The sequence below is a fragment of the Planobispora longispora genome, assembly GCF_016863135.1.
GTDB lineage: Bacteria > Actinomycetota > Actinomycetes > Streptosporangiales > Streptosporangiaceae > Planobispora > Planobispora longispora.
Genome location: NZ_BOOH01000065.1, coordinates 67250 through 90368 on the forward strand (window position 1 = coordinate 67250; position 23119 = coordinate 90368).

Here is a 23119-nt window from a genome sequence, read left to right on the forward strand (position 1 = left end):
GACTCGGCCGCCTCATGTTCGCCGATCTGGAGAAGAAGAGCTATCTACCCAAACGGTGACACCTTTGGCTTACCTGGTTTCACGCCGGAAAACCCAGCTCAGAATCTCCGGGGGCGACCGTGACACATTGTCCGCCCCGCTTGTCACGCGGGAACCGGGCCGGCCCGGTTCCCGCGCGATCACCCGCTCAGTGCCAGTCGCCGATCTGCACGTCCCGCGGCGCCGGCGCGCCTTCGCCGGTCTCCACCAGGGACTTCAGGCTCATCAGGAACGAGCCCCACTTGGTGCTGCAGTGGTGCATGAACTCCACCGGCTCCTTCCAGCCCCGGTGCTTGAACAGCACGATCGTGTAGTCGCCGTTCTGGTGGAGGTCCCAGTCGATCGTCGTCCCGATCCACTCCTCGGGGCCGTCGACCACCCGCCACGCCACCCGCTCGGACGGCCTGAGCTCGACGACCTCCATGTCGAAGCCGCCGACCGGGAACCGGAACTCGAGCACGCCGCCGACCTCGCCGTTCCCCTTCGTGTCGTCGGTCCACCAGCCGGCGAGGCCCTCGACGGTCGTCAGCGCGTCGTACACCTTCTCCGGCGCCGGGGTCTTGACCCCGATCCTGTGCAGAATGTCCGCCATCTCGGCTCTCCTTCGCCTTGTCTCTCGTCAGTCCTGCTTGGTGCGCTGAATCGCCTCGGCGATCCGCTTGATCCGCTGCAGCCGGGCGTCCCACGCCGACCCGACCGACGCCAGCTGGGCCACCGCGCGGGCGAGCTGGGTCTCGTCCACCTGGTAGCGCTTCTCCCGGCCCGCCGGCGTCGCCCGTACCAGACCGACCCGGTCGAGGACGCCGAGGTGCTTGGTCACCGCCTGGCGGGTGACCGGCAGGTGCCGGCTCAGCGTGGTCGCGGTGCCCTCGCCCTCGACGAGCAGCAGGTCGAGCATGCGGCGCCGGGTCGGGTCCCCGATCGCGGACCAGAGGTCGTCGTCGACCTTCTCGGCGAGCGCGGCGCTCATGACCGCACCTGCAGCGTCGCGGCGTACGGCACGAGCCGCGGCAGGTAGAAGTCCCAGCCGGCGACGTGCTCCCGGTACTGCTGCTCCAGGACGGCGACCTCCCAGCCCATCTCGCGGAAGCCGCTCTCGGTCATCTTGAGCAGCGTCCCGCCGCCCGACGGGGTCAGCTCGAAGGTGACCAGCAGCGAGTTGCCCTCCGCGGCGGCCTCGCCGGCCGGGTGCGTCCAGCGGAACGAGAACGTCCGCGGCGGTCGCGCGTCGACGACGGTGAACGCCACCACCGCCCCGTCGGCGTCCGGATCGCCGAAGACGATCTCCCCCGTCGCTCCGGGCGCCGGCTCGTACCGGGCGTCGTCCGGCCACCACCGCTTGAGGTGATCGGGACTGCTCACCACCTCGAAGACGACCTCGGGCGACGCCTCGACGTAGATCTCGCGCTCGATGGTTCCGAACTCCATGCCATCCTCCCGCAACCTTTGGTTGCACATCAGATTATCCGGCGGACCGGCATCACGCAACCATTGGTTGCATTTATCGGGGCCGGGACGCGCCGGACCGCCGGGAGGGGGCGTCGTGGAGTGCCGGCGCGCCGGGCGCCCGCCTCAGCGGCCGAGCCCGGCCTCACGGGCCCGGACGATGGCCTCGGCGCGGTCGGCGACGTGCAGCTTGGCGAAGATGTTGGAAACGTTGTTGCGCACCGTCTTCGGCGACAGGAAGAGGGCCGAGGCGATCTGCGCGTTGGACCGGCCGGCGGCCACCAGCGCGAGGATCTCCCGCTCGCGCGAGGTGAGCTGCGGGAACACCGGGTTGTCGGCGACCGTGGAGTTCTGGAAGAACTCGGCCACCCGCGACGCGACCGCCGGACCGAAGATCGTCTCGCCGTGCGCGACGGCGGTGATCGCGCGCACGATCTCCGCCTGGCCGGCTCCCTTGAGCAGGTAGCCGCGGGCGCCGGCGCGCATGGCGGCGAACAGGGTGGCGTCCTCCTCCGACATGGTCAGCACGACGACGCCGATGTGCGGGCTGTCGGCGACGATCCGCCGGGTCGCCTCGATGCCGTCGAGGCCGGGCATCCGCACGTCCATCACGATCACGTCGGGCTGCAGGTCGGCGGCGCGCTCGACCGCCTCCGCGCCGTCCGCGGCCGTCCCCGCCACCTCGATGCCCGGGATGGAGCCGAGCAGCACCGCGAGCCCGTCCCGGTAGACCGGGTGGTCGTCGGCCAGCAATACGCGGATGGTCTCCTCAGGCACCCGCCACCTCCTCCATCGGCAACCGCGCGCTGACCAGGGTCCCGCCGTCCTGCGGGCAGCTCACCCGGCAGTCGCCGCCCAGCTCGGCCGCGCGCTCACGCAGTGACAACATGCCCACTCCCGCCGCCACGTCGGGCCCGATCCCGGTGCCGTCGTCGCGCACCGCCACCTCGAGCGCGCCGTCCCGGGCGCTCAGCGTGACGGCGCAGCGCGCCGCGTCCGCGTGCTTGACCACGTTGGCCAGCGCCTCGGACACGATACGGTAGGCCGCCACCTCCACCGCGGCGGGCAGCGCGTCCAGCGCGCCGTCCCCGGTGACGCGGACGTCGAGCGCGGCCGAGCGGAACCTGTCGGCCTGCTGCTCGATCGCGCGCAGCAGGCCCAGCTCGTCGAGGGCCGGCGGGCGCAGGTCGTGCACCAGCCTGCGCACCTCCGTCAGCACTCCGGAGATCTCGGCCGCCGTCTGCTCCAGCAGCCGGTCGGCCCGGGCGGGCGCGGTGGCCGCGAGGTTGCGCGCCGCCTCGACGCGCAGCCGCAGCGCGCCCAGGGACGGGCCCAGCCCGTCGTGCAGGTCACGGCGGAGCCTGCGGCGTTCCTCCTCGCGGGCCAGGACCATCTGGGCGCGGATGCGCTGCAGGTCGGCGCTGAGCTCGGTGGCCCGCGCGGCCGCGGCGGCCTGCCGTACGAGATCGCCGAGCAACCGCTGGTCGCCCTCGCTCAGTTCGGTACGGCACAGCACCAGCCGCCCCACGGCCTCGCCCCGGTACGCCACCGGCAGCGACAGCGCGGGCCCGCGGGGCGTGCCGTGCTCCACCACCGAGCGGTCCCCGTTCGGGCGTTCGATCTCCACCCGCACGTAGCCGAGCCGGAACGCCTGGGCCAGCGTCGTCGCGACCGCGACCAGCTGCTCGTCCGGATCGGTCGCCAACTCCAGCCGCTCGGCCAGCGTGGAGACCGCCGCGTAGGGATCGTGCCCCGTCCCGCGCACGAGCCGCCGCGCCCCGCGCCACAACCAGCCGCGCAGCGGCGCGTAGACCACGGCGACGATCGCGATCGCGGCCAGGGCGGAGTCGCGCTCGCCCAGCACGCTGCCCGCCACCGTGAACACCGCCACGTCCACCAGCACCACCAGCGCGGCGAGCACGCCGTAGGCCACGGTGGCCGACAGCAGCCTGTCGATGTCGTACAGCCGGTATTTGGCGACCGCCACGACCACCGCCGCCGAGGTGAGCCCGACGATCAGGACGAACAGCGCCGCCGGCACCTCGGGCGGCGTCCGCAGCGGCAGCAGCAGCACGGCCATGTCCACCAGCGCCGCCCACATCAGCCACCGGATCTGGGCCCGCCGTTCGGGATCGGCCGCCCGGTGGCGGTGGACCGTCACCGCGAACGGGATCACCATGCTCACCAGGATCGACAGGTACGCCACCCGCAGCGCGGGTTCCCAGAACCCGTACGGCAGCGCGACCGACAGCGCGTCGAGGTCCAGGCGGGCGATCTCGGGCGGCAGCGGCATGTCGTGGAACCGCGTCATCACCGTCACCGGCGCCGTGACCAGCAGGGCGGACAGCAGGCCGGTCAGCGTCAGGCTCGTGACCGACAGCGCGCGCCAGACCCGGCCCGTCGGCAGCCGCCCGTCCGGGAACAGCAGGATCAGCATCGGCAGCCCGAGCAGCAGGGTGGCGCCGAACCGGGCGTAGAACCAGTAGGCGGCCGACGCGCCCGGCGTCCCGGGCGCCGCGTAGACGGCGTATATCGCCCAGCTGGTCGCCAGGCCGTCCACCAGCCACAGCAGCCCGAACCCGGTCAGCACCCAGGCCACGGCGTGGCGCGGCAGCATGCGCAACAGCAGCACGCCGGGCATGAGCATCGCCAGCCCCGCCAGCGCCGACGGCCAGCCCGGCTCCAGTCCCGCCGCGTCCGGGACCGGCACGCCGCCCGCCCGGACGTCCAGCGCCACCGTCGCGACCGCGACGATCAGGCCGATCGCGGCCGGCGCGACCGACAGCGCGACCCGTCCCCTATCTGTCATAACACGAATTACACCCGATTCCTGTCCCTTTGGTCCCGGGGCACCGGTCCCGTCCAGAACGGGACACCGGGCTCTGCCCGCCCGGGTCTGCCGCCCCGGAAGCTGGTGCCACAACCGGAAAGGAACCGTCATGAACGCTCATATCAGCACCACCCCGGCCAGGGCCAGGACCGACGTCCCGGCCGGCGACCGGCCCTCCGCCCCCGCCGCCATCGCCCCCGCCGCCGTGCGCCGGCTCGGCATCGCGCTCACCGCGGGCACCCTGGCCTGGGCCACGAGCATCTTCCTGTTCGGAACGGTGAACGAGGGGCTGCCGGAACGCATCGGCGACCTGACCGGGCTCGCCTTCCAACTGGGCGTGTTCGCCCTGCTCGCCGTCCAGATCCGGACCCGGGCGACGGGCGTGTCCCGGGCCTCCAGGATCATGCTCAAGGTCGAGCTCGTCCTGCTCGGGCTGGCCGGCGTGTGGTCGCTGCTGCACGGCCTGCTCCCCGAGCCCGCCCAGGATCACGCGGCGCTGAGCGCCCTCGACGCGTTCTGGCCGCTGTCCATGCTGGGCATGATGATCATCGGCGTGAAGCTGGCGGTGGCCGGGCGCTGGAGGGGGGCGCTGCGCTGGTGGCCGCTCATCGCGGAGAGCTGGGCCGTGGTGACGGTGCCGACGTTCGCCGTGTTCGGCGACGACGTGTCGCGCTGGGTCGGCGGCGGGCACCTGCTCATCGGCTACGCCACGCTCGGCGTGCTCCTCGCCCTCCGCCCCGGGCTGGTCCTCCCGCGCGACTGACCGGCGCATCCGCCGTCGCCGCGCCGGGACCGCGGCGACCCGTCCGGCGCGGGCCGCGGCGCGCCGGGCGGGCTCCGGCGGTTCGTCGCTCATGCTCCGATCACCGTGGTGACCGGCCGCCGGCAGAGAAAGACCGGTGTGCGGGATCGTCCTTCCGCGCGAAGGCGGCGAGGTGGGCGTTCAGCCGGGCCAGCAGCACCAGCTCGTCGATCAGCTCCGCCAGCAGCCGCCCGTCCCGGGTGATCGTGCGTGCCAGATTGCCCTCCATGGCCGCGTCCAGGCCGTCATCGGCGATCACCTGCAGGTAGGCGCGCAGCGACGCCAGCGGCTCGCGCAGGTCGCCGGTGACGCGCTGCAGCAGCCGGATCTCCCGCGCGGCGATGTCCTGGATGCGTTCCAGCGCCTCGGCCCGGTGCTGGGCCTCCAGCAGGCCGGCCGCGTTGGTCGCCAGCGTCGCCAGGGCCCGGCGCTGGGTGGCCGACAGCCGGCGCGGGCGGCGATCCATCACGCGCACCGTGCCCAGCGCGTGGCCGGTGGCGCTGATGATCGGCGCCCCGGCGTAAAACCGCACCCGCGGCTCGCCGGCCACCACCGGATCATCGCGGAAGCGCGCGTCGGCCAGCGCGTCGGGCACCTCCAGCAGCTCGTGATCACAGATGACATACGGGCAGAACGCCATCTGGCGATCCAACCCGATCTCGGCGGTGCCCGCGTGCCCCTTGAAGTACTGCCGCCTCTCCCCGATCAGGTTGACCAGGGCGATCGGCGCCTGACAGGTATCGCCGGCCAGCTCGGCGATGGCGGAGAAATCCGGATGCGGCACGGCCTCCAGCGCGCCCAGGGTGTGCAGTTCGGCCAGACGCCCGATCTCATCACTGGGCCACGGGATGACGGCCATGCTGCTGTTCCCCTTCGCTCACGCGGCGGTCCGGTGGAGCCGAGGGGAGTCACCAGGCGGGCCGAGACCTTCCCGCACCAAGCGTAACGGCTGGTCACCGCTGTGCAGGCGATCGCCTCCCGGACGGAGCCGGCGGATCCCGCTGAGGACACCGTGGTCGCTCAGGACGAGAGCCGGACTCCACCGGGAGGCGTTCACCTGCGCCCTCGCTGTCAGGACAGCAGGGTCTCGCCGATCCAGCCGTCCTCCGCGCAGCCCGGGGGGACGGCGAACACGGCCGAGCCGATCGGCGTCGTCCACTCGTTCAGCAGGTCGGCCTCGGCCAGGCGTTTCTGGACGGGGATGAACTGCCGGGCGATGTCGGCCTGGTAGGAGGCGAACAGCAGCCCCGAGTCGGCGTGCCCGCCGGCGGACAGGCCCTCGTCGTAGTTGTAGACCCGGCGGAAGATCCGCATCCCCGGATCGGCGACGTGGGCTCTGCGGATGTGAGCCTGATCGTCGATGACGGGGAACCCGGCCGGGGTGAGCGCGGCGAAGTCCGGCTCGTCGTGTTCCTTCTCCCCGGTGAGCGGGGCGCCGGTGCCCAGGCGGCGGCCCACGGAGAACTCCTTGCCCACCCGGTCGAGGGCGTCCCAGGTCTCCAGCTCGGCCCGGATGCGCCGCAGCACCAGCGTGGTGCCGCCGCGCATCCAGTCCGGGCCGCCGCCGGCCCATACCGCCCGGTCGAAGTCCGGGGTGCCGGGCCTGGGGTTGACGGTCCCGTCCAGCTGGCCCATGACGTTGCGCTGGGTCGTGCCCGGGTCCTGCGCGTGCGGCGGACGGCGGAACCCGCGCTGGACCCAGCGCACCCTCGCGAAGGAGCGGGCGTCCTTGACCGTCATGCGCAGCGCGTGGGCCACGGTCAGGGCGTCGTCGGCGCAGATCTGCAGCAGCAGGTCCCCGCCGCTCCAGCGTTTCTCCAGCTTGTCGACGGAGAACGCGGGCAGGGGCGCGACCGGCTCCGGCCTCAGATCTTCGACCCCGGCCGCGGCGAACAGCCCCGGGCCGAAGCCGAAGGTGACGGTCAGCCGGGCCGGGAGCACGGCCAGTTCCGGTTCGGTGTCGGCCAGCGCGGGCGCGCCCCGGGTCAGGCGGCGCGCGTCGTCGCTCAGCAGCCGCATCATCCGGGCGATCGCCTCCCGGCCGGTGCCGGGCAGCAGGTCCAGGCCGACGAAGGCGGCGTGGGTCTGCGGCGGCGTGGCGACGCCCGCCTGGTGGACGCCGTGGAAGGGCTCGACCGCGGTGCCGCCGGAGGCGGTCGCGGAGACGTTCCGCCCGCGCGCGACACCGTTCCGGAACGCGGGGGCCTGTTCGGGTGAGCACGCCGCCACGGCGCCCGCGGCCGCGGCGGCGCCCGCGGTGAGCAGTCCCCGCCGGCTGATGCGGGGATCGGCCGTCACCGGTCGCCTCCGCCGGTGTGCCCGCCCTTGTCCTCGCCCATGTCCGTGCCGGGCCGGTAATCCTCCTCGGCCCCGGCGAACTCCTTGCCGACGGCGGTGAACTCCAGGGTCGAGCCGTCCTCGAGCGCGAGGGTGAAGGCGATCTGCGCGCCGGGCTTCACCTCCTCGGTGACGCCCATGAGCATGATGTGGTCGCCGCCGGGCTGCAGGGGGTGGGCGCCGCGCGCCGGGACGACGAAGCCGCCCTCCTTCGGGCGCATGATCATCTTGCCGCCGGAGTCGACGACCTCGTGCAGCTCGACCTTCGGCGACAGCGGGGAGGCCCCGGAGACGACGACCACGTCGGCGTCGGTGGTGTTGACCAGGGTGCCGAAGGCGGCGGTCATGCCCTCCTTCGTGGTCTTCACCCACGGGTCGGTGATCGTCAGCGGGGACGAGGCGGCGGAGGCCGACGGGGCGGGCGCGGCCGCGGCGGACGCGGTGCTCGCGGGCGCGGCCGAGGTCGTGCTCTGAGAGGCGCATGCGGTGAGCGCCACCGCGGCGGCCAGCAGGGCGGCGGCGGAACGGGTACGGCGAGAAAGCACGCTGAAAAGCCTTTCTGGTGGTACGGCAGGCCGCCGTGAAAGGACAAGGCCATGCCGGAAGGCGAGGTCACAGCAGGTCGAATTCGCCGGGCCACGGCGACCGCGGCCCCGGCGGCGGGCATGCGCGGCCCGCGACGATGCGAGAGCGGCCTTCGGCGATCGGGACGTTCAGCCGAAGGCGGCGTCGACCCGGCGGGGAGGACCGCGCCTGGGCACGGCGTGACGCAACCGGACCGAGTGCCGCACCCGGGGCACGGTCGCGGGCGGGACGAAGGACGGCTCCGGCTCCGGGAGGGCGTGCGCCAGGAGGAGGCGGCGCAGCCGCAGCGGCAGCCGCCGTAGCAGCGCCCACAGCGCCGCCTCGCCGCGTGCCAGCCACAGCGCGGTCAGCGCGACCGCCCATCCGTGCATGATGAGCATGCCCAGGCCGGGCACCAGCCCGGTGTGGGCATGCCCGGCGAGCTCGGTCGCGGGCGCCGCGTGCGTCAGGGAGAACAGCGCGTGCAGCGCGACCTGCACCCCGGCCAGGAACGGCAGGATCAGCGCCGTCGAGCGCTCACGCCCGGCCGCCGCCAGCGCCGCGGCGAACGTCAGCGCCAGCCCGCCCGCCGCGCCGCCGACGGAGACCGGGCCTCCGGCCAGCAGGTGCGCCGCCAGGCTCAGCCCGAGGCCGACCGTGGTGAAGACGGCGGCGCGGGCCAGGCGGAGGAACGAGGAGGCGGGCATGACGTGATCATCATCGCATGCGGGGCCGGCGCCCCGGACATCCGCCGCGACATCCGGAGGACGCCGAGCCCCTGCGACGATCCTCAAGGGCCGGATCGCGGGCGGGGAAGGGCCAGAGTGAAGGTGGAGCCCTCTCCCCTGACGCTGCTGGCGGTGAGGGTGCCGCCGTGGGCCTCGACGATGTCCTTGGCGATGGCCAGTCCCAGGCCGATGCCCTGGATGGCCGCCTGGCGGGCGGCGGGGGCGCGGTAGAAGCGGTCGAAGACGTACGGCAGCTCGTCGGGGCCGATGCCCATTCCCGAGTCGCTGACGGTGATCGCCACCGTGTCGCCGGCGAGTGAGGCGCGCACGGTGATCGGAGTGCCGGTCGCGGAGAACTTGACCGCGTTGGACAACAACGCGTTCACCGCGCGCACCAGCAGACCGTGATCGGCGCGCAGGGCCGGCAGACCGGCGTCGACATGCGCCCGGACGGAGTGCTCGCTGGAGCGGGTTTCGGCCTTCGCCGTGCGCACCGCCTCGGTGATGACCTCCTGCGCCGTCGTCGCGACGGGGGTGATCTTCCGGGGCCTGCCGGTGGTGGCGTTGACCGCGAGGACGTCCTCTATCAGTTTCTGCAGCCGCATGGCGTTGTCGATCACGGACCGCGTCATCTGCGTGCGCCGGTCGGCCGGCAGCGCGTCGTCGTCGGTGGTGAGGATCTCCAGATAGCCGAGGATGCTCGCCAGAGGGGTGCTCAGCTCGTGGCCGATGGTGTCGATGAACACGCTCTTGGCGTGGTCCAGTTCCTCCAGACGCGCCACGGTGACCTGTTCCTGGGCATAGGCCTGGCGCAGGGCCTGTTCGGCGCGGTGACGGTCGGTGATGTCGTGCAGGAAGGCGTTGAAGGTCCAGTCCTCGGCCTCCCGGGTGGCCCAGATGACCGTCTCGGCCGGGAACTCGCTGCCGTCGGCGCGGAGTGCGGCCACCTGCAGTCTGCGGCCCAGCGTCGACGACTGGCCGGTGGCCAGGAAGCGCTTGCGCTCCTGCTCGTAGAGGGCCCGGTAGCGGACCGGCACGATCGTCTGACTCATGATCTTACCCAGCGCCTGCCGTCGTGACAGTCCGAACATGCGCTCGGCGGCGGCGTTCCAGCTGATGATGCGCTCGTCGGCGTCGGTGGCGACGAAGGCCTCCACCGAGGTTTCGATCACCTGCTCCAGCTGGCGTCTGACGGTTTGCGTCTCCTGGCGGGCGAGCCAGTGCTCGGCCATCCGGCCCATCTGGCGGCTCAGGCTGGCCAGGATCCGCAGCAGCGGCTCGTCCGGGGCGAGCGCCTCGGGGCAGAAGAACTCCAGCACCACGACCGCGCCGTCGCCGGTCGCCACCGGCACCGCCAGCGCCGTCCCGGCCTCCGCCGCAGCGTCATGACAAGCATGCGCGAACAGCGGGTCGCCGGCGAGATCGTGCGACCACAGCGGCCGGCCGGCCGCGGCGGCCCGGCCGGCGGCGCCGGTTCCCACCGGCAGGCGGGCGCGCGCCGTCGCCTCCCGCAGGTGCGGGAAGCGCTCGACGGGCCCCGCCCAGACTCCGGAGGAGACGAACGCGCCCCCGGGGCCGTCAGGCACCCACAGATGGCCCAGCGGCCATCCGATCATCTTGTGCACCGCGAGCAGCATCGCCTGCGCCGCCGCGCGTGGATCCTCGGTGATATCGAAGATCGCGGTGATGTCCTCCAGCAACACCACCAGCGGCTCTTCCCACTCCCGGTCCGGCATGCCGTCCCCCGCCCCCATCGGCCCGACACCCGCCATCAGCCGTCGACGACCGTTTCCTACCCTCGAATGACCGCGAACCGCACCGCCCGCCAGGCCGCTCTGCCGTTCCCGCGCGATCCGGCCGCCGGCCCGGACGGGGTCAGCCGGACGCCTTGACCCTGCCCATGACGACGTCGACGACCAGGAACGCCAGCAGGGGGATCCCCAGCAGCGGGATGAACGCCCCCGCCGCGATCGCCACCGCCCCGGCGGGCAGCAGCACGGCCGGGGGCGCCGCCCGCCAGCCGCCGCGCGCGTACGGGGCGGCGAAGCCCTTGGTGGGGCGGCGCAGCCACCACATCCGATAGCCCCACCCGATCAGGAAGATCAGTCCGGTCGCCAGCGCCATCAACAGGATCTGGTTGGGCAGGCCGAACAGCACGCCCATGTGCCCGTCGATGCCCCACCGGATCAACTTGGCCGCCGGCGGGAAGTCGTCGAAGCGCAGTTCCCCGGCCACGCGGCCGCTCGCCGCGTCGACGGCGACCTGATCGTTGCGCTGGGGCCACTCGCGGTCCATCTCCTTGACCGTGAACGCGGCGCCGGGCCCGGCCGGCCAGACGATCTCCAGCGGACCGGACAGCCCGGCGCCCGCCGCCGCGGCCGCGATCCGGTCGGCGTCGGCCTCAGCCCCGGCGGAGTCCCCGCCGGAGTGCCCCGCGTGGCCGGAGTGATCTCCACCGGAGACGGACAGGGCCGGGGTGGTCCAGCCCAGCGCGGTCTGCACCTTGTCGACGTTCGCTCCGGCGTACTTCGACCAGGTCAGTCCGGTCGCCGAGAGGAACAGCAGGCCGACGGCGATCCACAGGCCGACCGAGCCGTGCCACGACAGCGTCCGGCGCAGGCCCTTCGCCGTGCGGTCGGGCCGGAGAGCGCGGCGGCGGTGGCTCAGCCACAGCACCACCCCGCCGAGCGCGACCACCCACAGCCAGCTGGCCGCCAGCTCGCTGTAGAGGCGGCCGGGCTCGCCCAGCTGCAGGTGGCGGTGGAGGGTGGAGATCCAGGCGCGCACCGGCAGCGCGCCGGAGCTGCCGTAGCTCTCCAGCGCGCCGCGCACCTGGCCGGTGTAGGGGTCGACGAAGACCGCCAGCCGGGTGGACTCGGGCAGGTCCGGCGCGTCCAGCAGGATGCGGGTGGTGGCCTCGGGCTCGGCGGCGGGCCGTACCGCGCCGATCGTGCCCTGCGGGTGGGCGGTCCGGGCGGCGGCGATCTGCCGGGCCAGCGGCAGGCGCTGCTTGCCCGGCGGGACGGCCTCGACGGTCAGCTCGTGGGCGTAGACGATCTTCTCGATCTGGAAGGAGGCGGCGTACAGCAGGCCGGTGGCGGCGGCCACCAGCAGGAAGGGCGCGACGAGGATGCCGGCGTAGAAGTGCAGGCGCAGCACCAGCGCGCGCAGCGCGGGCCAGGCGGCGGGCCGGGATCGTTCGGGGGCGGAGTTCAGCTCTCGCACGTCGGAAGTCATGAAGGGGTTCTCCGTTTTGCGGGGATGCGAACAAGGAGATACGCATCCCGGCGGGGGTTCGTCATGGTCGGCTCGGCCGCGGTGGCCGGAGCCTGCGGGTGCGGTCGCCGCACCGGAGGGCCCGGTGGCGGGCGGCGCACCGCGGGCAGCGCATTACAGGGGCGCCGAGGTGGGGACCCGGACGGCCCGCACCGGCGGCGCGTGTTTCACGGGCGCACGGCCCGGATCAGATGACGGAGAACCCCACCGGCGGCCCGCGCCGGGAGACGGCCGCGGCGAGCAGCCGGGTGACGAACGAAGGGCCGGTCTCCGCGGAGGGCGGCGAGACGGCGGGCCGCACGACCGGCGCCCGTCCCACCAGCAGGACGAGAACGGAGGCCACGAGCAGACGCAGCAGCGTGGCCAGCGCGCTCTCACCGCGCTCCAGCCAGTAGGCCGACAGCGACGCCGTCACCGCGTGGGCCAGCAGCATGGCCACGTCCGCGGCCAGGCCCCCGTGGGCGTGGGCGGGGAGCGGCTGCGGCGCCGCGGCCGCGGAGAAGACGTGGTGCAGGCCGTACTGGGCGGCGAAGGCCGCGGTCAGCAGGACGCTCAGGCCCCGCTGCCGCCGGGCCAGGACGAACGCCCCACCCATGATCGGCGGCACGGTCCCGGCGAGAACGGCCGGGTCGACGGCGGCGCCTCCGGCCAGCATGTGCATGCCCAGCGACGCCATGACGCACGCGACCGCGAACACCGCGGCGCGCATCAGGCGAAGGACAGGCACGCCCACATGATGACAGAAAATGCCGATCACGCCAGTTCACCGCCGCGTCCGTCTCCCGTCCGGGACGACCGGCGATGCTGAGGGAGCGCCGTCCGGCCCCGGCCGCCCTCATGAGCGGCCGCTGCGGGACGGCGAGGCGCTGCGGGAATCGCATGACCTGCTGGGATCGTTGTGGCTGGTGTGCCCGCCTGGCGACGGGCGCCGTCCTCGGTGATCGTCCGTGCGGCCTCCGCCGTCTCCACCGCGCGACGCCCTGCTACCATCCTTGATCCACCACCGTGCCAGGAGTGTGCATGACCGACCGTCTCACCGCCGCGATGATCAGCCAGGCGGCCGAACGGTTGCGGCCGGTGGTGCGCCGTACCGCGCTGGAGCCGAACCAGCGGCTGTCCGGCCTGCTCGGCGGCCGGGTGCTGCTCAAGCGCGAGGACTCCCAGGTCTGCCGCTCCTACAAGGTGCGCGGGGCGTTCAACCTGATCGCCTCCCTCACGGAGGAGGAACGGCGGCGCGGCGTGGTCTGCGCCAGCGCGGGCAACCACGGCCAGGGCGTCGCGTTCGCCTGCGCGCGCCTGGGGATCGACGGGCGCGTGTACGTTCCGTCCACCACGCCGCGGCAGAAGCGCGGGCGCATCGCGGCGCTCGGCGGCGACCGGGTGGAGGTCGTGGTCGGCGGCGGCACCTACGACGAGGCGAGCACCGCCGCGCACGCCGACAGCGAGCGCACCGGCGCGATCTATGTGCATCCGTTCGACGACGTCAGGACGATGGCCGGGCAGGGCACGGTCGGCCTGGAGCTCCTGGCGCAGTGCGGTGAGGCGCCGCACACCGTGGTCGTCCCGGTCGGCGGAGGCGGCCTGATCAGCGGAGTCGCCGTCTGGCTCCGCGAGCACTCCCCCGGCACCCGCATCGTGGGAGCCGAACCCGCCGGAGCGGCCAGCATGCGCGCCGCCCTCGACCACGGCGGGCCCCTCGCCCTGCCCGAGCTCGACACCTTCGTGGACGGCGCCGCCGTCGGAAGGGTGGGAGACTCAACGTTCCCCCTGGTCAAGGACTTGGTCGATGAGGTCGTCGCGGTCGACGAGGGGGCGGTCTGCACCGAGATGCTGGACCTCTACCAGACCGACGGCATCATCGCCGAGCCCGCCGGAGCCCTCGCGGGAGCCGCGGCCCGCGAGCTGCTGCCGTCCTCCTCCGGAGGGCCGGTGGTCTGCGTGGTGTCGGGCGGCAACAACGACGTCAGCCGGTACAACGAGGTGCTGGAGCGCTCCCTCGTGCACATCGGGCTGCGGCACTACTTCCTGGTGACCTTCCCGCAGCGTCCCGGCGCCCTGCGTCACTTCCTGGACGAGGTTCTGGGCGAGGGCGAGGACATCATCGCCTTCGAGTACGTCAAGAAGAACAACCGCGAGACCGGCCCGGCGCTCGTCGGCATCGAACTCGAGCGGGCCGGCGACCTCGACAGCCTCCTGTTCCGGATGAAGGCCGGCCCGCTCACGGTGGAGCGCATCCCACCCGGCTCGCCGCTGTTCACCTTCCTCCTCTGACCTCCCGTCACAGCCCGCCGGCGGTCAGGCCGGGCACCGTGCGGGCCGAGCTGCCCCATCAAGATCAAGCGCGCTCTTCGAACGCGGGCGCTACCGCAGCTGGGCGCGGCGGCGGGTGAGGTAGGCGGTCTCGCCGGTGTTGCCCGCCAGCTCGATGGCCCGGTCGTAGGCCGCGCGTGACTGCCGGCTCCGGCCCAGCCGGCGCAGCAGGTCGGCGCGGGTGGCGTGGTAGGCGTGATAGCCGGCCAGCGCCTCGGCGAGGCGGTCGACGATGGCCAGTGCCACCTCCGGCCCGTCGAGCTCGGCCACGGCGACGGCCCGGTTGAGGGCGATGATCGGCGAGGGGTCGAGGCGGACGAGCTGGTCGTAGAGGGCGAGGATCTGCGACCAGTCGGTGTCGCGGATGTCGCGGGCGGAGGTGTGCACGGCGTTGATCGCGGCGAGGATCTGATAGCGCCCGGGAGCCGCCCCGGCGGCGGCGGCGGCCAGGCGCTCGCGCACCAGCCGATGACCTTCGGCGATCAGTTCCGCGTCCCAGGCCCCGCGGTCCTGCTCGTCGAGCGCCACCAGTTCGCCGTCCGCCGAGACCCGGGCGGCGCGGCGGGCCTCGGTGAGCAGCATCAGCGCCAGCAGTCCGGCCACTTCTCCGTCCTGCGGCAGGAGGGCGCGGATCAGGCGGGTGAGCCGGATCGCCTCGGTGGTCAGGTCGTGCCGTACGGGGCCGGCGCCGGGGCCGCTGGCCAGGTAGCCCTCGTTGAAGACGAGGAACAGGACGGCCAGGACGCCGGAGACACGATCCGGCAGATCGTCGGCGGACGGCATCCGGCAGGGGATGCGAGCCGCCTTGATCTTGGCCTTCGCGCGGGTGATGCGCTGCTCCATGGCGGTCCCCCGCACCAGGAAGGCACGGGCGATCTCGGGCACGGTCAGCCCGCCGACCATGCGCAGCGTCAGCGCCACCCGCGCCTCCATCGCCAGCGCCGGGTGGCAGCAGGTGAAGATCAGCCGGAGCCGGTCGTCGTCGATGGCGCCGGCAGGCTCGGGCGGGTGGCCGTACGTCATCTGCGCCTCCCTGTGCTTGTCGTCGCGCTTGCTCTCCCGCCGGAGCCGGTCGATGGCCCTGCGGTTGGCGGTCGTGGTCAGCCAGGCGCCGGGATTGGGCGGCACGCCGTCGGCCGGCCACCGCTCCACGGCGGTCGCGAACGCCTCGGCAGCCGCCTCCTCAGCGATGTCGAGGTCACCGAAACGCCTGGTCAGGGCGGCCACCACCCGGGCCCACTCGTCGTGGTGGGCCCGGGTGACCGCCTCTGCGACGTCGCTCACAGGAACGGCCGCACCTCGATCTTCCGATCGCAGACCTCCGACGCCTCGGCGGCGAGCCTGAGCGCCACGTCCAGGTCGGGGGCCTCCCACACCCAGACGCCGGCGAGATACTCCTTCGACTCCACGAAGGGCCCGTCGCTGAACACCGCCTGCTCGCCCCGGTTGTCGACGACCGTGGCCGCGCCGGTGTCCGCGAGTCCGCCCGAGAAGACCCAGTGGCCCTCGGCGATCAGTCGTTCGTTGAACGCGTTGATGGCAGGCCCCCTGTCCGTGCTGCCGGGATTGTCCTTGTCATCGATCACGGAAACCAGATACCGCATCTGAGAATCATCTCCTGTGGTGCCAAGACAGCGTGGTTCGGTGATGGGGACTTCAGGCCGTCGCATACCGCGGGCGCCCGGCCGGCCGGTAGACCTGGGTCATCACGCCCTTCGTGTCGACCCGCGACTCGACCAGGTCGAGCGCGAGATCCGGACCGGTCTCCGGGAACAGTCTCGCGCCCTGGCCGAGGACCACCGGGACCACGATCAGAGTCATCTCGTCGACCAGGTCGTTCTCCAGCAGCCACCGGGTCAGGATGCCGCTGCCGTGCACCTGCAGCTCACCCCCGGGCTTGGCCTTCAGCTCACCGATGGCCGCCGGGAGGTCACCGCGGAGAACGGTCGTGTCCCTCCAGCGCGGCGCGGTGAGCGTGGTCGAGGCGACGTACTTCGGGGCCTCGTTCAAGGCCACGCCGATGGGGTGTGCGCGGGTCGATCCCCAGGAGTCGGCGAACAGCTCGTAGGTGCGCCTGCCGAACAGGAACGCCTCGGCCCGCTGGTAGGTCCGCGTGATGAACGTCCTGGTCTCGTCGTCACCCGCCCCCCGGGCCCATCCGCCGCGCTCGAATCCGTTCCTGCGGTCCTCGTCCGACACGCCGCCGTTGCCCTGCATCACCCCGTCGAGGGTGATCTGGGTCATGGTCGTCAGCTTCATGATCGCGGTTCCTTCGCCTCGGCGCCCCTCGTGGGCGGCCTCACCCCTGCTACGAACGCCACCACCCCGATCCGACACCGCCGCCTGGATTTCTTCGGGGAATTCCCCGGGACGCCGGTCGCGGCGGCCCGGCAGCACGACGGTGATCGTCCCGGCCGCCGCCGCATGCCGTACTATGAGACATAGATGTCTCAAATAAGACGGAAGTGTTTCAATGGCAGTGAGTCGTGAACAGATCATCACGGCGGCGATCCGGCATCTCAACGCCGTGCCGACCGCCTCCATGGCGGAGATCGCCACGGCTGTCGGCATCAGCCGGGCCACGTTGCACCGGCACTTCACCAGCCGGGACGACCTGGTGACCGTGCTGGGCTGGCGGGCGCTGGCCGACTGGGAACGCGTCCAGCAGGAGGCGGGCATCGCCGAGGCGGCCGCCTCCGGGGACCGGGCCCGCCTGCAGGAGGCGCTCCACGCCCTGCTCCACGGCGAAGTCGCCATCTGCCACGAGCACGGCTTCCTCCTCACCGAGAACACGCTCCCGGCCGACCTGCTGCGCCGCTCCGACGAGATCGAGGACCGCGAGGTGGAGTTCCTGGCCGCCTGCCAGCGGGCCGGGCTGATCCGCGCCGACCTGCCGGTGCGATGGGTCAGCAGCGCCGTCTTCGGTCTGCTCGTGGCGGTCACCGAAAGCGTGCGCCGTGGGGACGTGGCCCAGCGGGACGTGCCGCGCCTGTTTCTCGACACCTTCCTCAAGGGGACCTCATGACGGCGACGGCGGCCGGGCCGCACACCAGGCGCTGGGCCGGCCTGGCGGTCCTGTCGGCCAGCCTGCTGCTGGTCGTCATGGACATGACCATCCTCAACGTGGCCCTGCCCGAGATCTCCGCGCAGCTGCGGCCCGGCTCGGTCGAACTGCTGTGGATGGTCGACGTCTACTCCCTGATCGTGGCGGGCCTGCTGGTCACGGCCAGCGCGCTGGGCGACCGGTGGGGTCGCAAGAAGATGCTGCTCACCGGATTCACGCTGTTCGGCCTGGCCTCGGTCGCCGTGGTGACGGCCGACAGCCCCGCCGAGGTGATCGCCATCAGGGCGCTGCTGGGCGTCGGCGGCGCGATGATCATGCCGTCCACCCTGTCGATGATCCGCACTCTGTTCACCGACGCCCGCGAGCGGGCCACCGCTCTCGGCATCTGGGCGGCGATGGCCTCGCTCGGCGGCGCGCTCGGCCCGATCGTCGGCGGCCTGCTGCTGGAGAACTTCAGCTGGCACGCGGCCTTCCTGGTCAACGTCCCGGTCATGGTGATCGCCGTCGTGTCCGGGCTCATCCTGCTGCCCGAGTCCCGCAATCCGAACCCGGGGCGCTGGGACGGCGCGGGCGCGGTGCTGTCGGTGGTGGGAATGGCGGCCCTGGCGTACGCGATCAAGCACGGGGCCGAGGAGGGCCTGGACGTCCGGACTGCCGTCACCGCGACGGTCGCCGCGCTGGCGCTCACCTGGTTCGTGCGACGCTGCCTGCGCCGGCACGACCCGCTGCTGGATCTGCGGCTGTTCCGCGACGGGGCGTTCACCTCCGGCACGATCGCGGCGCTGGCCACCTCGATCGCGATGGCCGCGATGGCGCTGCTCCTCGCCCAGTGGATGCAGCTCGTACAGGGCTACTCCCCGCTGGAGACAGGGGTGCGGCTGCTGCCGATGGCGGTCGGCGCGGGCATCTGCTCACCGCTCGCACCCGCGCTGGCGGCCCGCGTCGGCGCGCGAGCGGTGCTGTCCGGCGGGCTGCTCGTGTCCGGCGCGGGCTTCGCCGTGATCAATCTGCTGCCGCTGGGCTACGCCTCGGTCGCGGTGGCGCTGCTGCTCATCGGCGCGGGCATGGGCGCTCTGGCGATCGCATCCGCCGTGATCATGTCGGGCTCGCCCGCGGAGAAGGCGGGCAGCGCCGCGGCGATCGAGGAGACCAGCTACGAGGTGGGCGGCACGCTCGGGGTCGCGGTGCTGGGCAGCGTGGCCGCCGCGCTGTACCGCGGCGAGGTGCCACCGGGCACACCGGAGTCGCTCGGGACCGCGCTGGAGGTCGCCGCCGCGACGCAGGACGCGGCGCTCGCCCTCCAGGCCCAGCGGGCGTTCAGCGACTCGCTGGTGCTGACCAGCGGCTACGGTGCGGTGCTGATGGTGGTCGCGGCGGCGCTGGTGTGGTGGCGCACTCCGGCCGACCTGGACCTGGCAGCCGCCCCCCGCTGACGCGGATCCGGCCCGCTCCGCCCGCTCCGCCCGCTCCGTCCGCGGGCGCCGCTCTTCGCGGCCCCGGATCCGCCGCGGGGCGCCCGTATTTGCGTTGCCGCCGGCAGAGGTGCGGCCGTAAGGTCCTGGGGCTGTGATGCGGAAGGTGATTGAGCGATTCGTGCCCGGACGACTGGGGTCACCGTTCCGGTGGCTGCTGGGATCGAGCTGGGTGACCAACTTCGGCGACGGCGTGGCGATGGCGGCGGCGCCGTTGCTCATCGCGTCGCTGACGCGCGACCCGTTCCTGATCTCACTGGGGGCGCTGATCGGCTGGGCGCCGCCGCTGGCGTTCAGCCTCTACGCGGGTGTGCTGTCGGACCGGCTGGACCGGCGGCGGATCGTGCTGGTGGCCAATGCCGTACGGCTGGCGATCCTGGCCGGGCTGGTCGCGATGATCGCCACCGGCACCGTGACGGTGACCGGGGCGTTGATCGCACTGGCGCTGATCGGGGTCACCGAGGTGTTCGCCGACAACACCACCTCGACGCTCACCCCGATGCTGGTCGCCCGCGACGATCTCGCGGTCGCGAACGCCCGCCTGCAGACCGGGTTCCTCACCCTCAACCAGCTCGCCGGGCCGCCGCTGGGCGCGCTGCTCTTCACCGCCGGGGCGACCTGGCCGTTCGCCGGGCAGCTCCTGCTCGTCGCGGCCGGGCTCGTCATGATCTCCCGGGTCGCGCTGCCGCCGCACGGGCGGCGGAACGGCGCCGGGAGCACGGGTCTCTGGCACGACCTCAGGGAAGGATTCGGCTGGACGATCCGGCACGCCGCCGTACGGACCCTGGCCCTCACCATCCTGATCTTCAACATCACGTTCGGCGCCGCCTGGTCGGTGCTGGTCCTCTACAGCCTGGAACGGCTCGACCTCGGCCCGATCGGCTTCGGCCTGCTCACCACGATCAGCGCGATCGGCGGACTCATCGGCACCGCCCTCTACGGGGCGATCACCCGCCGGCTCAGCCTCGGAGTGATCATGCGCGTCGGGCTGATCCTCGAGACGCTCACCCATCTCGGCCTCGCCCTCACCACCTCCCCATGGGTAGCCTCGGTGATCTTCCTGGTGTTCGGCGCGCACGCGTTCATCTGGGGCACCACCTCGGTCACCGTCCGGCAGCGGGCCGTCCCGGCCGAACTGCAGGGCCGGGTGGGCAGCGTGAACACCATCTGCGTCTTCGGCGGCCTCGTCGCCGGTTCGCTCATCGGCGGGGCGCTGGCCGCCCGTTACGGCGTGACCGCCCCCTTCTGGTTCGCCTTCGCCGGTTCCGCCGTCTTCGTGGCGGCGCTCTGGCGTCAGCTCATGCACATCACCCACGACGAACCCGAGGCCGTCCTGCAGGGATGAGCCCTCTCAGGTCCGCCGGGATCAGGCATGCCGGACGGGGGCCGGGCCGACGGGTCAGGAGGCCGGCTGACCGGCGAGGTACACGGCGAGAGGCGAGCCCGCCGCGGTGATGTCGCGGGTCGGGTCGCCGTCGACCACCAGCAGGTCCGCTTCGTAGCCGGGCCGTATCCGGCCCTTGCGGTCGCCGACCCCGCACGCGTCGGCGGCCACCGAGGTCGCCGCGGCCAGGACGGAGGTCGCCGGCAGGCCGGACCTGACGTACTCCTCGAGGGTGGCGGGCAGCAGTCCGTGCGGCTTGGCGGGACCGATGCCCGCGTCCGAACCGGCCACCAGGCGCACTCCGCCCCGGTGGAGGCGGGCGACGGCTTCCTGCAGGACGGCCTCGGTGATCCCGGCGCGCTCAGCCATCGCCACGATCTGCGGCGGCACCACGACCCCCGGATCAGACCCCAGGGTCGCGCAGACCACGATCTCGGATTCGGCGAGCGCGGCGAGCAGCGCGTCGTCGAGCTGGACGCCGGCAGGGGTGAGACAGGTGCAGTGCTCGATCCCGTCGACGCCCGCATCCAGCGCCTGCCGTACCGCCGCGAGCGCGTGGGCGTGCGCGGTGATCGGCAGGCCGAGGGCGTGCGCCTCGTCGACCGCCGCCTTCAGCTCGTCGTCGGTGAACTGCGGGCTCATCGTGTCGGTGCCGGGCGTCAGCACACCGCCGCTCGCCATGATCTTCACGATGTCGGCGCCGCGCTCGGCCCGTCGCCGTACGGCCTCGCGCAGCCCGTCCGCGCCCTGCGCCTCACCCCCCATGGACCAGCAGTGCCCGCCCACACTGGTGATCGGCGCACCGGCCGCCACGACGGACGGCAGGCCGGGCCTGCCCTTCGATCGCCAAGCCGGCACGGCGTCACGGTAGTCACCCAGGTCGCGCACGGTGGTGACGCCCGCGGCCAGGTGGGCCTCCAACGACGCCTCGATGGTGTCTTCCAGCTGCTCTCGCGTGTACCCGGTGAGCCGGTCGAGCGCGCCCGGGCCGCTGTCGGCGCACAGGTGCACGTGCGCGTCGATCAGACCGGGCAGCAACGTGCCGTCGGGCAGGTCGCGGGTCGGCCACCCGTCGGGTGCCGCCGGGCCCGGTGCCACGCCGGCGATGCGGCCGTCTTCCACCAGCACCACGGTGATCCCGTCGAGCAGCCGCTCTCCGTCGAACACCCGCGCCACTCGAATCGCCAGAAAACTCACGAAACCACAATAAGCAGAGCGGGAAACCGGCGCAGGAGAACGCGGCGCCGGTGGCGGCCCTTGCCCGTGATCGCCAAGCGCCAAAAAAACTGATCTTCAGAGATAAGCCCACGTCGCGGACCGGAATCCCGACTCACGGGCATGGACCTTCCCCTGTCCACCGGCCGATGCGAGGTCAGGCGCCGGGGAAGAACGCCTCGTGACGGGCGGGAGCGCCTTCCCGGGAGTCGGGAGTCCGCCTGCGATCAAAGCCCTGACCTGCCGTCGAGTACGTTCCCGTTGCGATGTTCCCGGCGGGCTGCAATGCCTTCAACCGGTCCCTCCGGGCCGACGCAGCCACCGCAGAGCTGCATCGGCGCAATCTTCGGGGTCGCTGTTGAAGGCGATGGCCGCATCGGGAGCGTGCCGGTGCACCAGGTTGACGACCGTCTCGAAAAGCTCGAGCAACGGTTCGTGCTTGCGGATGCCGCCCCCGACCACCACACAGCCATAGTCTGCGCGAGTCAGCGCCCGCATGATCGTTCCTTCGGGATCATCGTCGAGCGCCACCAGGCACCAGTCGGCCTCGAGGTTGTGATCGTCGAAGCGGGCCCGGCCGCGTGCCATCGCCGCCTGGATCGGCTCCGGATCCCAGCCGTGGATCCTGGCGGGATCAAGGCCGATCACCAGCACGCGCTCCTGTGTCATTCCGCTCTCCTTCATGCACTGAGCCCTTTTCAACCTGACGGCGCCGGTCAGCGTAGGTACGGAAGGCCGGGGTCGAGGTGAGACGAGGCCCCCGGTAAGACAGCAGTCGGCCAAGATCCGGTGCCCCGACCGGGAGCCTCGTCGCTGTCCTACCGCGCCGCGATCCCGCTGTCCAACCGCACCCTTGTCCGCCTGGCCGAGCTGATCCGCGCTCACCGCGCAACGGCACTCCCGCCGGCGCCGCCTTGGCCGACGACGTGCACGCCGCCCTACGCAGGGCCGCCCGCCCGCCCGGCCTATGCCGCCGGTGTCGGCACGCCCCTGCCGATCGACCGGCTGGCCGACGAGGCGCCGTACCACTCCGGCAAACACCACCGGCGCGGGATGAACGTCCAGTTCCTCGAAATGATCTCGATCAGGTGATGCTGCTGCAGGGCCGGGTCGCCGCGTTCGCGCGGGCGTTCGGGTTGCATCAGCCGGACCGCAACCGGCGGTGGCCCGCGCGGCCCGGTTCACCGAGCTGCCGCACAACGTCCCGGTCGAGCAGCGCCCGACGGTCATCGAGCAGCAGTTGCGGCATGTCGCCTCATGGCTGAGCCCGGCCGGGAGGATCGTCATGCGGGCCAGCCCAGGCCTGCCCACCGGTGCCGGCCTGGAGTTCTTCGGCTGGTCGCCGGAGAACGTCGATGCGATCGGCGCGGCTGCCGGGCTGCGCCGCGACGGCGTGATCCGCTACGACACCTGCCGCACCGCCGGCGGACACGACGAACCCCGTCTGGTCTGGCAGTACCAGCCGGCCGTCGCGCCGGTGTCCCCCACCGCGGTAGTGAACTCATGACCGGCTCACCTGCCAGCGCCGGGAGCGGGCCGGCACGCCGTAGCCGCTGGAGTCTCGGCGCGCTGCTCGGTGGCCTGACGGGCCTGGCACCGCGCTGCCGGATGTCGGGACCGAGCGCGCCGCCGGACGGCTGAGCGTGCGGCCC

At 72.8% G+C, this 23119-nt stretch carries 24 protein-coding genes and 1 pseudogene; 8 read left to right on the forward strand and 17 right to left on the reverse strand.

Going from position 1 to position 23119, the window contains the following annotated elements:
- Positions 1-187 precede the first annotated feature (187 nt).
- The 5 genes from Plo01_RS36210 to Plo01_RS36230 all read right to left on the reverse strand — a co-directional run bounded on the left by Plo01_RS36210 (position 188) and on the right by Plo01_RS36230 (position 4294).
- The gene (locus Plo01_RS36210) at positions 188-631 is read right to left on the reverse strand and encodes an SRPBCC family protein (protein WP_203895285.1); all 444 of its coding nucleotides are present in this window, start codon (positions 629-631) and stop codon (positions 188-190) included.
- Positions 632-658: 27 nt separating this feature from the next.
- Complete coding sequence (locus Plo01_RS36215; RefSeq protein WP_203895286.1) at positions 659-1009, reverse strand: ArsR/SmtB family transcription factor; 351 nt, start codon at positions 1007-1009, stop codon at positions 659-661.
- Entirely contained in the window at positions 1006-1467 is a 462-nt protein-coding gene (locus Plo01_RS36220) for an SRPBCC family protein (protein ID WP_203895287.1), read from the reverse strand. The genes Plo01_RS36215 and Plo01_RS36220 overlap by 4 nt, the downstream gene beginning before the upstream one ends.
- A gap of 144 nt (positions 1468-1611) precedes the next feature.
- A complete protein-coding gene (locus Plo01_RS36225; protein WP_203895288.1) occupies positions 1612-2262 on the reverse strand; it encodes a response regulator transcription factor in 651 nt (216 codons plus the stop codon).
- Positions 2255-4294, reverse strand: a complete 2040-nt coding sequence (locus tag Plo01_RS36230) for a sensor histidine kinase (RefSeq protein WP_203895289.1) — start codon at positions 4292-4294, stop codon at positions 2255-2257. Before Plo01_RS36230 ends, Plo01_RS36225 begins: the two co-directional genes overlap by 8 nt.
- A 130-nt stretch (positions 4295-4424) precedes the next feature.
- On the opposite strand from Plo01_RS36230, the gene Plo01_RS36235 reads away from it, so the two are divergent.
- Entirely contained in the window at positions 4425-5078 is a 654-nt protein-coding gene (locus Plo01_RS36235) for a hypothetical protein (protein WP_203895290.1), read from the forward strand.
- 100 nt (positions 5079-5178) lie between these two features.
- Here the strand turns inward: Plo01_RS36235 and Plo01_RS36240 are convergent, their stop codons facing one another.
- The 3 genes from Plo01_RS36240 to Plo01_RS36250 form a co-directional block, all read right to left on the reverse strand.
- Positions 5179-5976 carry a sensor histidine kinase gene (locus Plo01_RS36240; protein WP_203895291.1) on the reverse strand — a complete coding sequence of 266 codons (798 nt, stop codon included), beginning with the start codon at positions 5974-5976 and terminating at the stop codon, positions 5179-5181.
- Positions 5977-6188: 212 nt separating this feature from the next.
- The gene (locus tag Plo01_RS36245) at positions 6189-7415 is read right to left on the reverse strand and encodes a Dyp-type peroxidase (protein WP_203895292.1); all 1227 of its coding nucleotides are present in this window, start codon (positions 7413-7415) and stop codon (positions 6189-6191) included.
- Positions 7412-7801 (reverse strand): copper chaperone PCu(A)C, encoded by a 390-nt coding sequence (locus Plo01_RS36250; protein ID WP_239317759.1) that lies wholly within the window; start codon positions 7799-7801, stop codon positions 7412-7414. Before Plo01_RS36250 ends, Plo01_RS36245 begins: the two co-directional genes overlap by 4 nt.
- On the opposite strand from Plo01_RS36250, the gene Plo01_RS41175 reads away from it, so the two are divergent.
- A complete protein-coding gene (locus Plo01_RS41175; RefSeq protein WP_275415453.1) occupies positions 7800-7928 on the forward strand; it encodes a hypothetical protein in 129 nt (42 codons plus the stop codon). The two genes, Plo01_RS36250 and Plo01_RS41175, sit on opposite strands and share 2 nt — an antisense overlap.
- A gap of 239 nt (positions 7929-8167) precedes the next feature.
- On the opposite strand, the gene Plo01_RS36255 is transcribed toward Plo01_RS41175, so the two are convergent.
- From Plo01_RS36255 to Plo01_RS36270, 4 genes are all read right to left on the reverse strand, one after another.
- Positions 8168-8725 carry an MFS transporter gene (locus Plo01_RS36255; RefSeq protein WP_203895294.1) on the reverse strand — a complete coding sequence of 186 codons (558 nt, stop codon included), beginning with the start codon at positions 8723-8725 and terminating at the stop codon, positions 8168-8170.
- Positions 8726-8808: 83 nt separating this feature from the next.
- A complete protein-coding gene (locus Plo01_RS36260) occupies positions 8809-10500 on the reverse strand; it encodes a sensor histidine kinase (RefSeq protein WP_203895295.1) in 1692 nt (563 codons plus the stop codon).
- 121 nt (positions 10501-10621) lie between these two features.
- A complete protein-coding gene (locus tag Plo01_RS36265) occupies positions 10622-11983 on the reverse strand; it encodes a PepSY-associated TM helix domain-containing protein (RefSeq protein ID WP_203895296.1) in 1362 nt (453 codons plus the stop codon).
- Positions 11984-12209: 226 nt separating this feature from the next.
- Positions 12210-12749: a hypothetical protein gene (locus tag Plo01_RS36270; protein ID WP_203895297.1), complete on the reverse strand. Its 540-nt coding sequence runs from the start codon at positions 12747-12749 to the stop codon at positions 12210-12212.
- A gap of 293 nt (positions 12750-13042) precedes the next feature.
- Between Plo01_RS36270 and ilvA the strand changes: the two genes are divergently transcribed.
- Entirely contained in the window at positions 13043-14293 is a 1251-nt protein-coding gene (gene ilvA / locus Plo01_RS36275) for a threonine ammonia-lyase IlvA (protein WP_203895298.1), read from the forward strand.
- A gap of 90 nt (positions 14294-14383) precedes the next feature.
- Here the strand turns inward: ilvA and Plo01_RS36280 are convergent, their stop codons facing one another.
- The 3 genes from Plo01_RS36280 to Plo01_RS36290 are packed head-to-tail and all read right to left on the reverse strand — an operon-like array spanning position 14384 to position 16591.
- On the reverse strand, positions 14384-15616 hold the full coding sequence (locus tag Plo01_RS36280; protein WP_203895299.1) for an RNA polymerase sigma factor: 1233 nt from the start codon (positions 15614-15616) through the stop codon (positions 14384-14386).
- Positions 15613-15936, reverse strand: coding sequence for a YciI family protein (locus tag Plo01_RS36285; RefSeq protein WP_203895300.1), 324 nt, complete (start codon positions 15934-15936; stop codon positions 15613-15615). Before Plo01_RS36285 ends, Plo01_RS36280 begins: the two co-directional genes overlap by 4 nt.
- A gap of 52 nt (positions 15937-15988) precedes the next feature.
- On the reverse strand, positions 15989-16591 hold the full coding sequence (locus Plo01_RS36290; RefSeq protein ID WP_203895301.1) for a dihydrofolate reductase family protein: 603 nt from the start codon (positions 16589-16591) through the stop codon (positions 15989-15991).
- A gap of 214 nt (positions 16592-16805) precedes the next feature.
- On the opposite strand from Plo01_RS36290, the gene Plo01_RS36295 reads away from it, so the two are divergent.
- From Plo01_RS36295 to Plo01_RS36305, 3 genes are all read left to right on the forward strand, one after another.
- On the forward strand, positions 16806-17357 hold the full coding sequence (locus Plo01_RS36295) for a TetR/AcrR family transcriptional regulator (protein ID WP_203895302.1): 552 nt from the start codon (positions 16806-16808) through the stop codon (positions 17355-17357).
- Positions 17354-18829 (forward strand): MFS transporter, encoded by a 1476-nt coding sequence (locus Plo01_RS36300; protein ID WP_203895303.1) that lies wholly within the window; start codon positions 17354-17356, stop codon positions 18827-18829. The genes Plo01_RS36295 and Plo01_RS36300 overlap by 4 nt, the downstream gene beginning before the upstream one ends.
- Positions 18830-18989: 160 nt before the next feature.
- Positions 18990-20213: an MFS transporter gene (locus tag Plo01_RS36305; RefSeq protein WP_203895304.1), complete on the forward strand. Its 1224-nt coding sequence runs from the start codon at positions 18990-18992 to the stop codon at positions 20211-20213.
- Positions 20214-20267: 54 nt separating this feature from the next.
- Here the strand turns inward: Plo01_RS36305 and Plo01_RS36310 are convergent, their stop codons facing one another.
- Positions 20268-21449, reverse strand: a complete 1182-nt coding sequence (locus Plo01_RS36310) for an amidohydrolase family protein (protein WP_203895305.1) — start codon at positions 21447-21449, stop codon at positions 20268-20270.
- 309 nt (positions 21450-21758) lie between these two features.
- Entirely contained in the window at positions 21759-22136 is a 378-nt protein-coding gene (locus tag Plo01_RS36315) for a hypothetical protein (protein ID WP_239317762.1), read from the reverse strand.
- A gap of 120 nt (positions 22137-22256) precedes the next feature.
- Here Plo01_RS36315 and Plo01_RS36320 point away from each other — a divergent pair.
- Both Plo01_RS36320 and Plo01_RS36325 read left to right on the forward strand, forming a co-directional pair.
- Positions 22257-22538 (forward strand): annotated as a pseudogene (locus Plo01_RS36320) (hypothetical protein); the annotation flags it as partial.
- 91 nt (positions 22539-22629) lie between these two features.
- Positions 22630-22974, forward strand: a complete 345-nt coding sequence (locus Plo01_RS36325; protein WP_203895307.1) for a hypothetical protein — start codon at positions 22630-22632, stop codon at positions 22972-22974.
- Positions 22975-23119: the final 145 nt, after the last annotated feature.

Coding starts and splice junctions, on each gene's coding strand:
- Plo01_RS36300 (WP_203895303.1), top strand. CDS start 17,354: ATGACGGCGACGGCGGCCGGGCCGCACACCAGGCGCTGGGCCGGCCTG.
- Plo01_RS36315 (WP_239317762.1), bottom strand. CDS start 22,136: ATGACACAGGAGCGCGTGCTGGTGATCGGCCTTGATCCCGCCAGGATC.
- ilvA (WP_203895298.1), top strand. CDS start 13,043: ATGACCGACCGTCTCACCGCCGCGATGATCAGCCAGGCGGCCGAACGG.
- Plo01_RS36215 (WP_203895286.1), bottom strand. CDS start 1,009: ATGAGCGCCGCGCTCGCCGAGAAGGTCGACGACGACCTCTGGTCCGCG.
- Plo01_RS36230 (WP_203895289.1), bottom strand. CDS start 4,294: ATGACAGATAGGGGACGGGTCGCGCTGTCGGTCGCGCCGGCCGCGATC.
- Plo01_RS36235 (WP_203895290.1), top strand. CDS start 4,425: ATGAACGCTCATATCAGCACCACCCCGGCCAGGGCCAGGACCGACGTC.
- Plo01_RS36250 (WP_239317759.1), bottom strand. CDS start 7,801: ATGACCGCCGCCTTCGGCACCCTGGTCAACACCACCGACGCCGACGTG.
- Plo01_RS36290 (WP_203895301.1), bottom strand. CDS start 16,591: ATGAAGCTGACGACCATGACCCAGATCACCCTCGACGGGGTGATGCAG.
- Plo01_RS36265 (WP_203895296.1), bottom strand. CDS start 11,983: ATGACTTCCGACGTGCGAGAGCTGAACTCCGCCCCCGAACGATCCCGG.
- Plo01_RS36260 (WP_203895295.1), bottom strand. CDS start 10,500: ATGGGGGCGGGGGACGGCATGCCGGACCGGGAGTGGGAAGAGCCGCTG.
- Plo01_RS41175 (WP_275415453.1), top strand. CDS start 7,800: ATGCCCTCCTTCGTGGTCTTCACCCACGGGTCGGTGATCGTCAGCGGG.
- Plo01_RS36220 (WP_203895287.1), bottom strand. CDS start 1,467: ATGGAGTTCGGAACCATCGAGCGCGAGATCTACGTCGAGGCGTCGCCC.
- Plo01_RS36255 (WP_203895294.1), bottom strand. CDS start 8,725: ATGCCCGCCTCCTCGTTCCTCCGCCTGGCCCGCGCCGCCGTCTTCACC.
- Plo01_RS36210 (WP_203895285.1), bottom strand. CDS start 631: ATGGCGGACATTCTGCACAGGATCGGGGTCAAGACCCCGGCGCCGGAG.
- Plo01_RS36285 (WP_203895300.1), bottom strand. CDS start 15,936: ATGCGGTATCTGGTTTCCGTGATCGATGACAAGGACAATCCCGGCAGC.
- Plo01_RS36240 (WP_203895291.1), bottom strand. CDS start 5,976: ATGGCCGTCATCCCGTGGCCCAGTGATGAGATCGGGCGTCTGGCCGAA.
- Plo01_RS36295 (WP_203895302.1), top strand. CDS start 16,806: ATGGCAGTGAGTCGTGAACAGATCATCACGGCGGCGATCCGGCATCTC.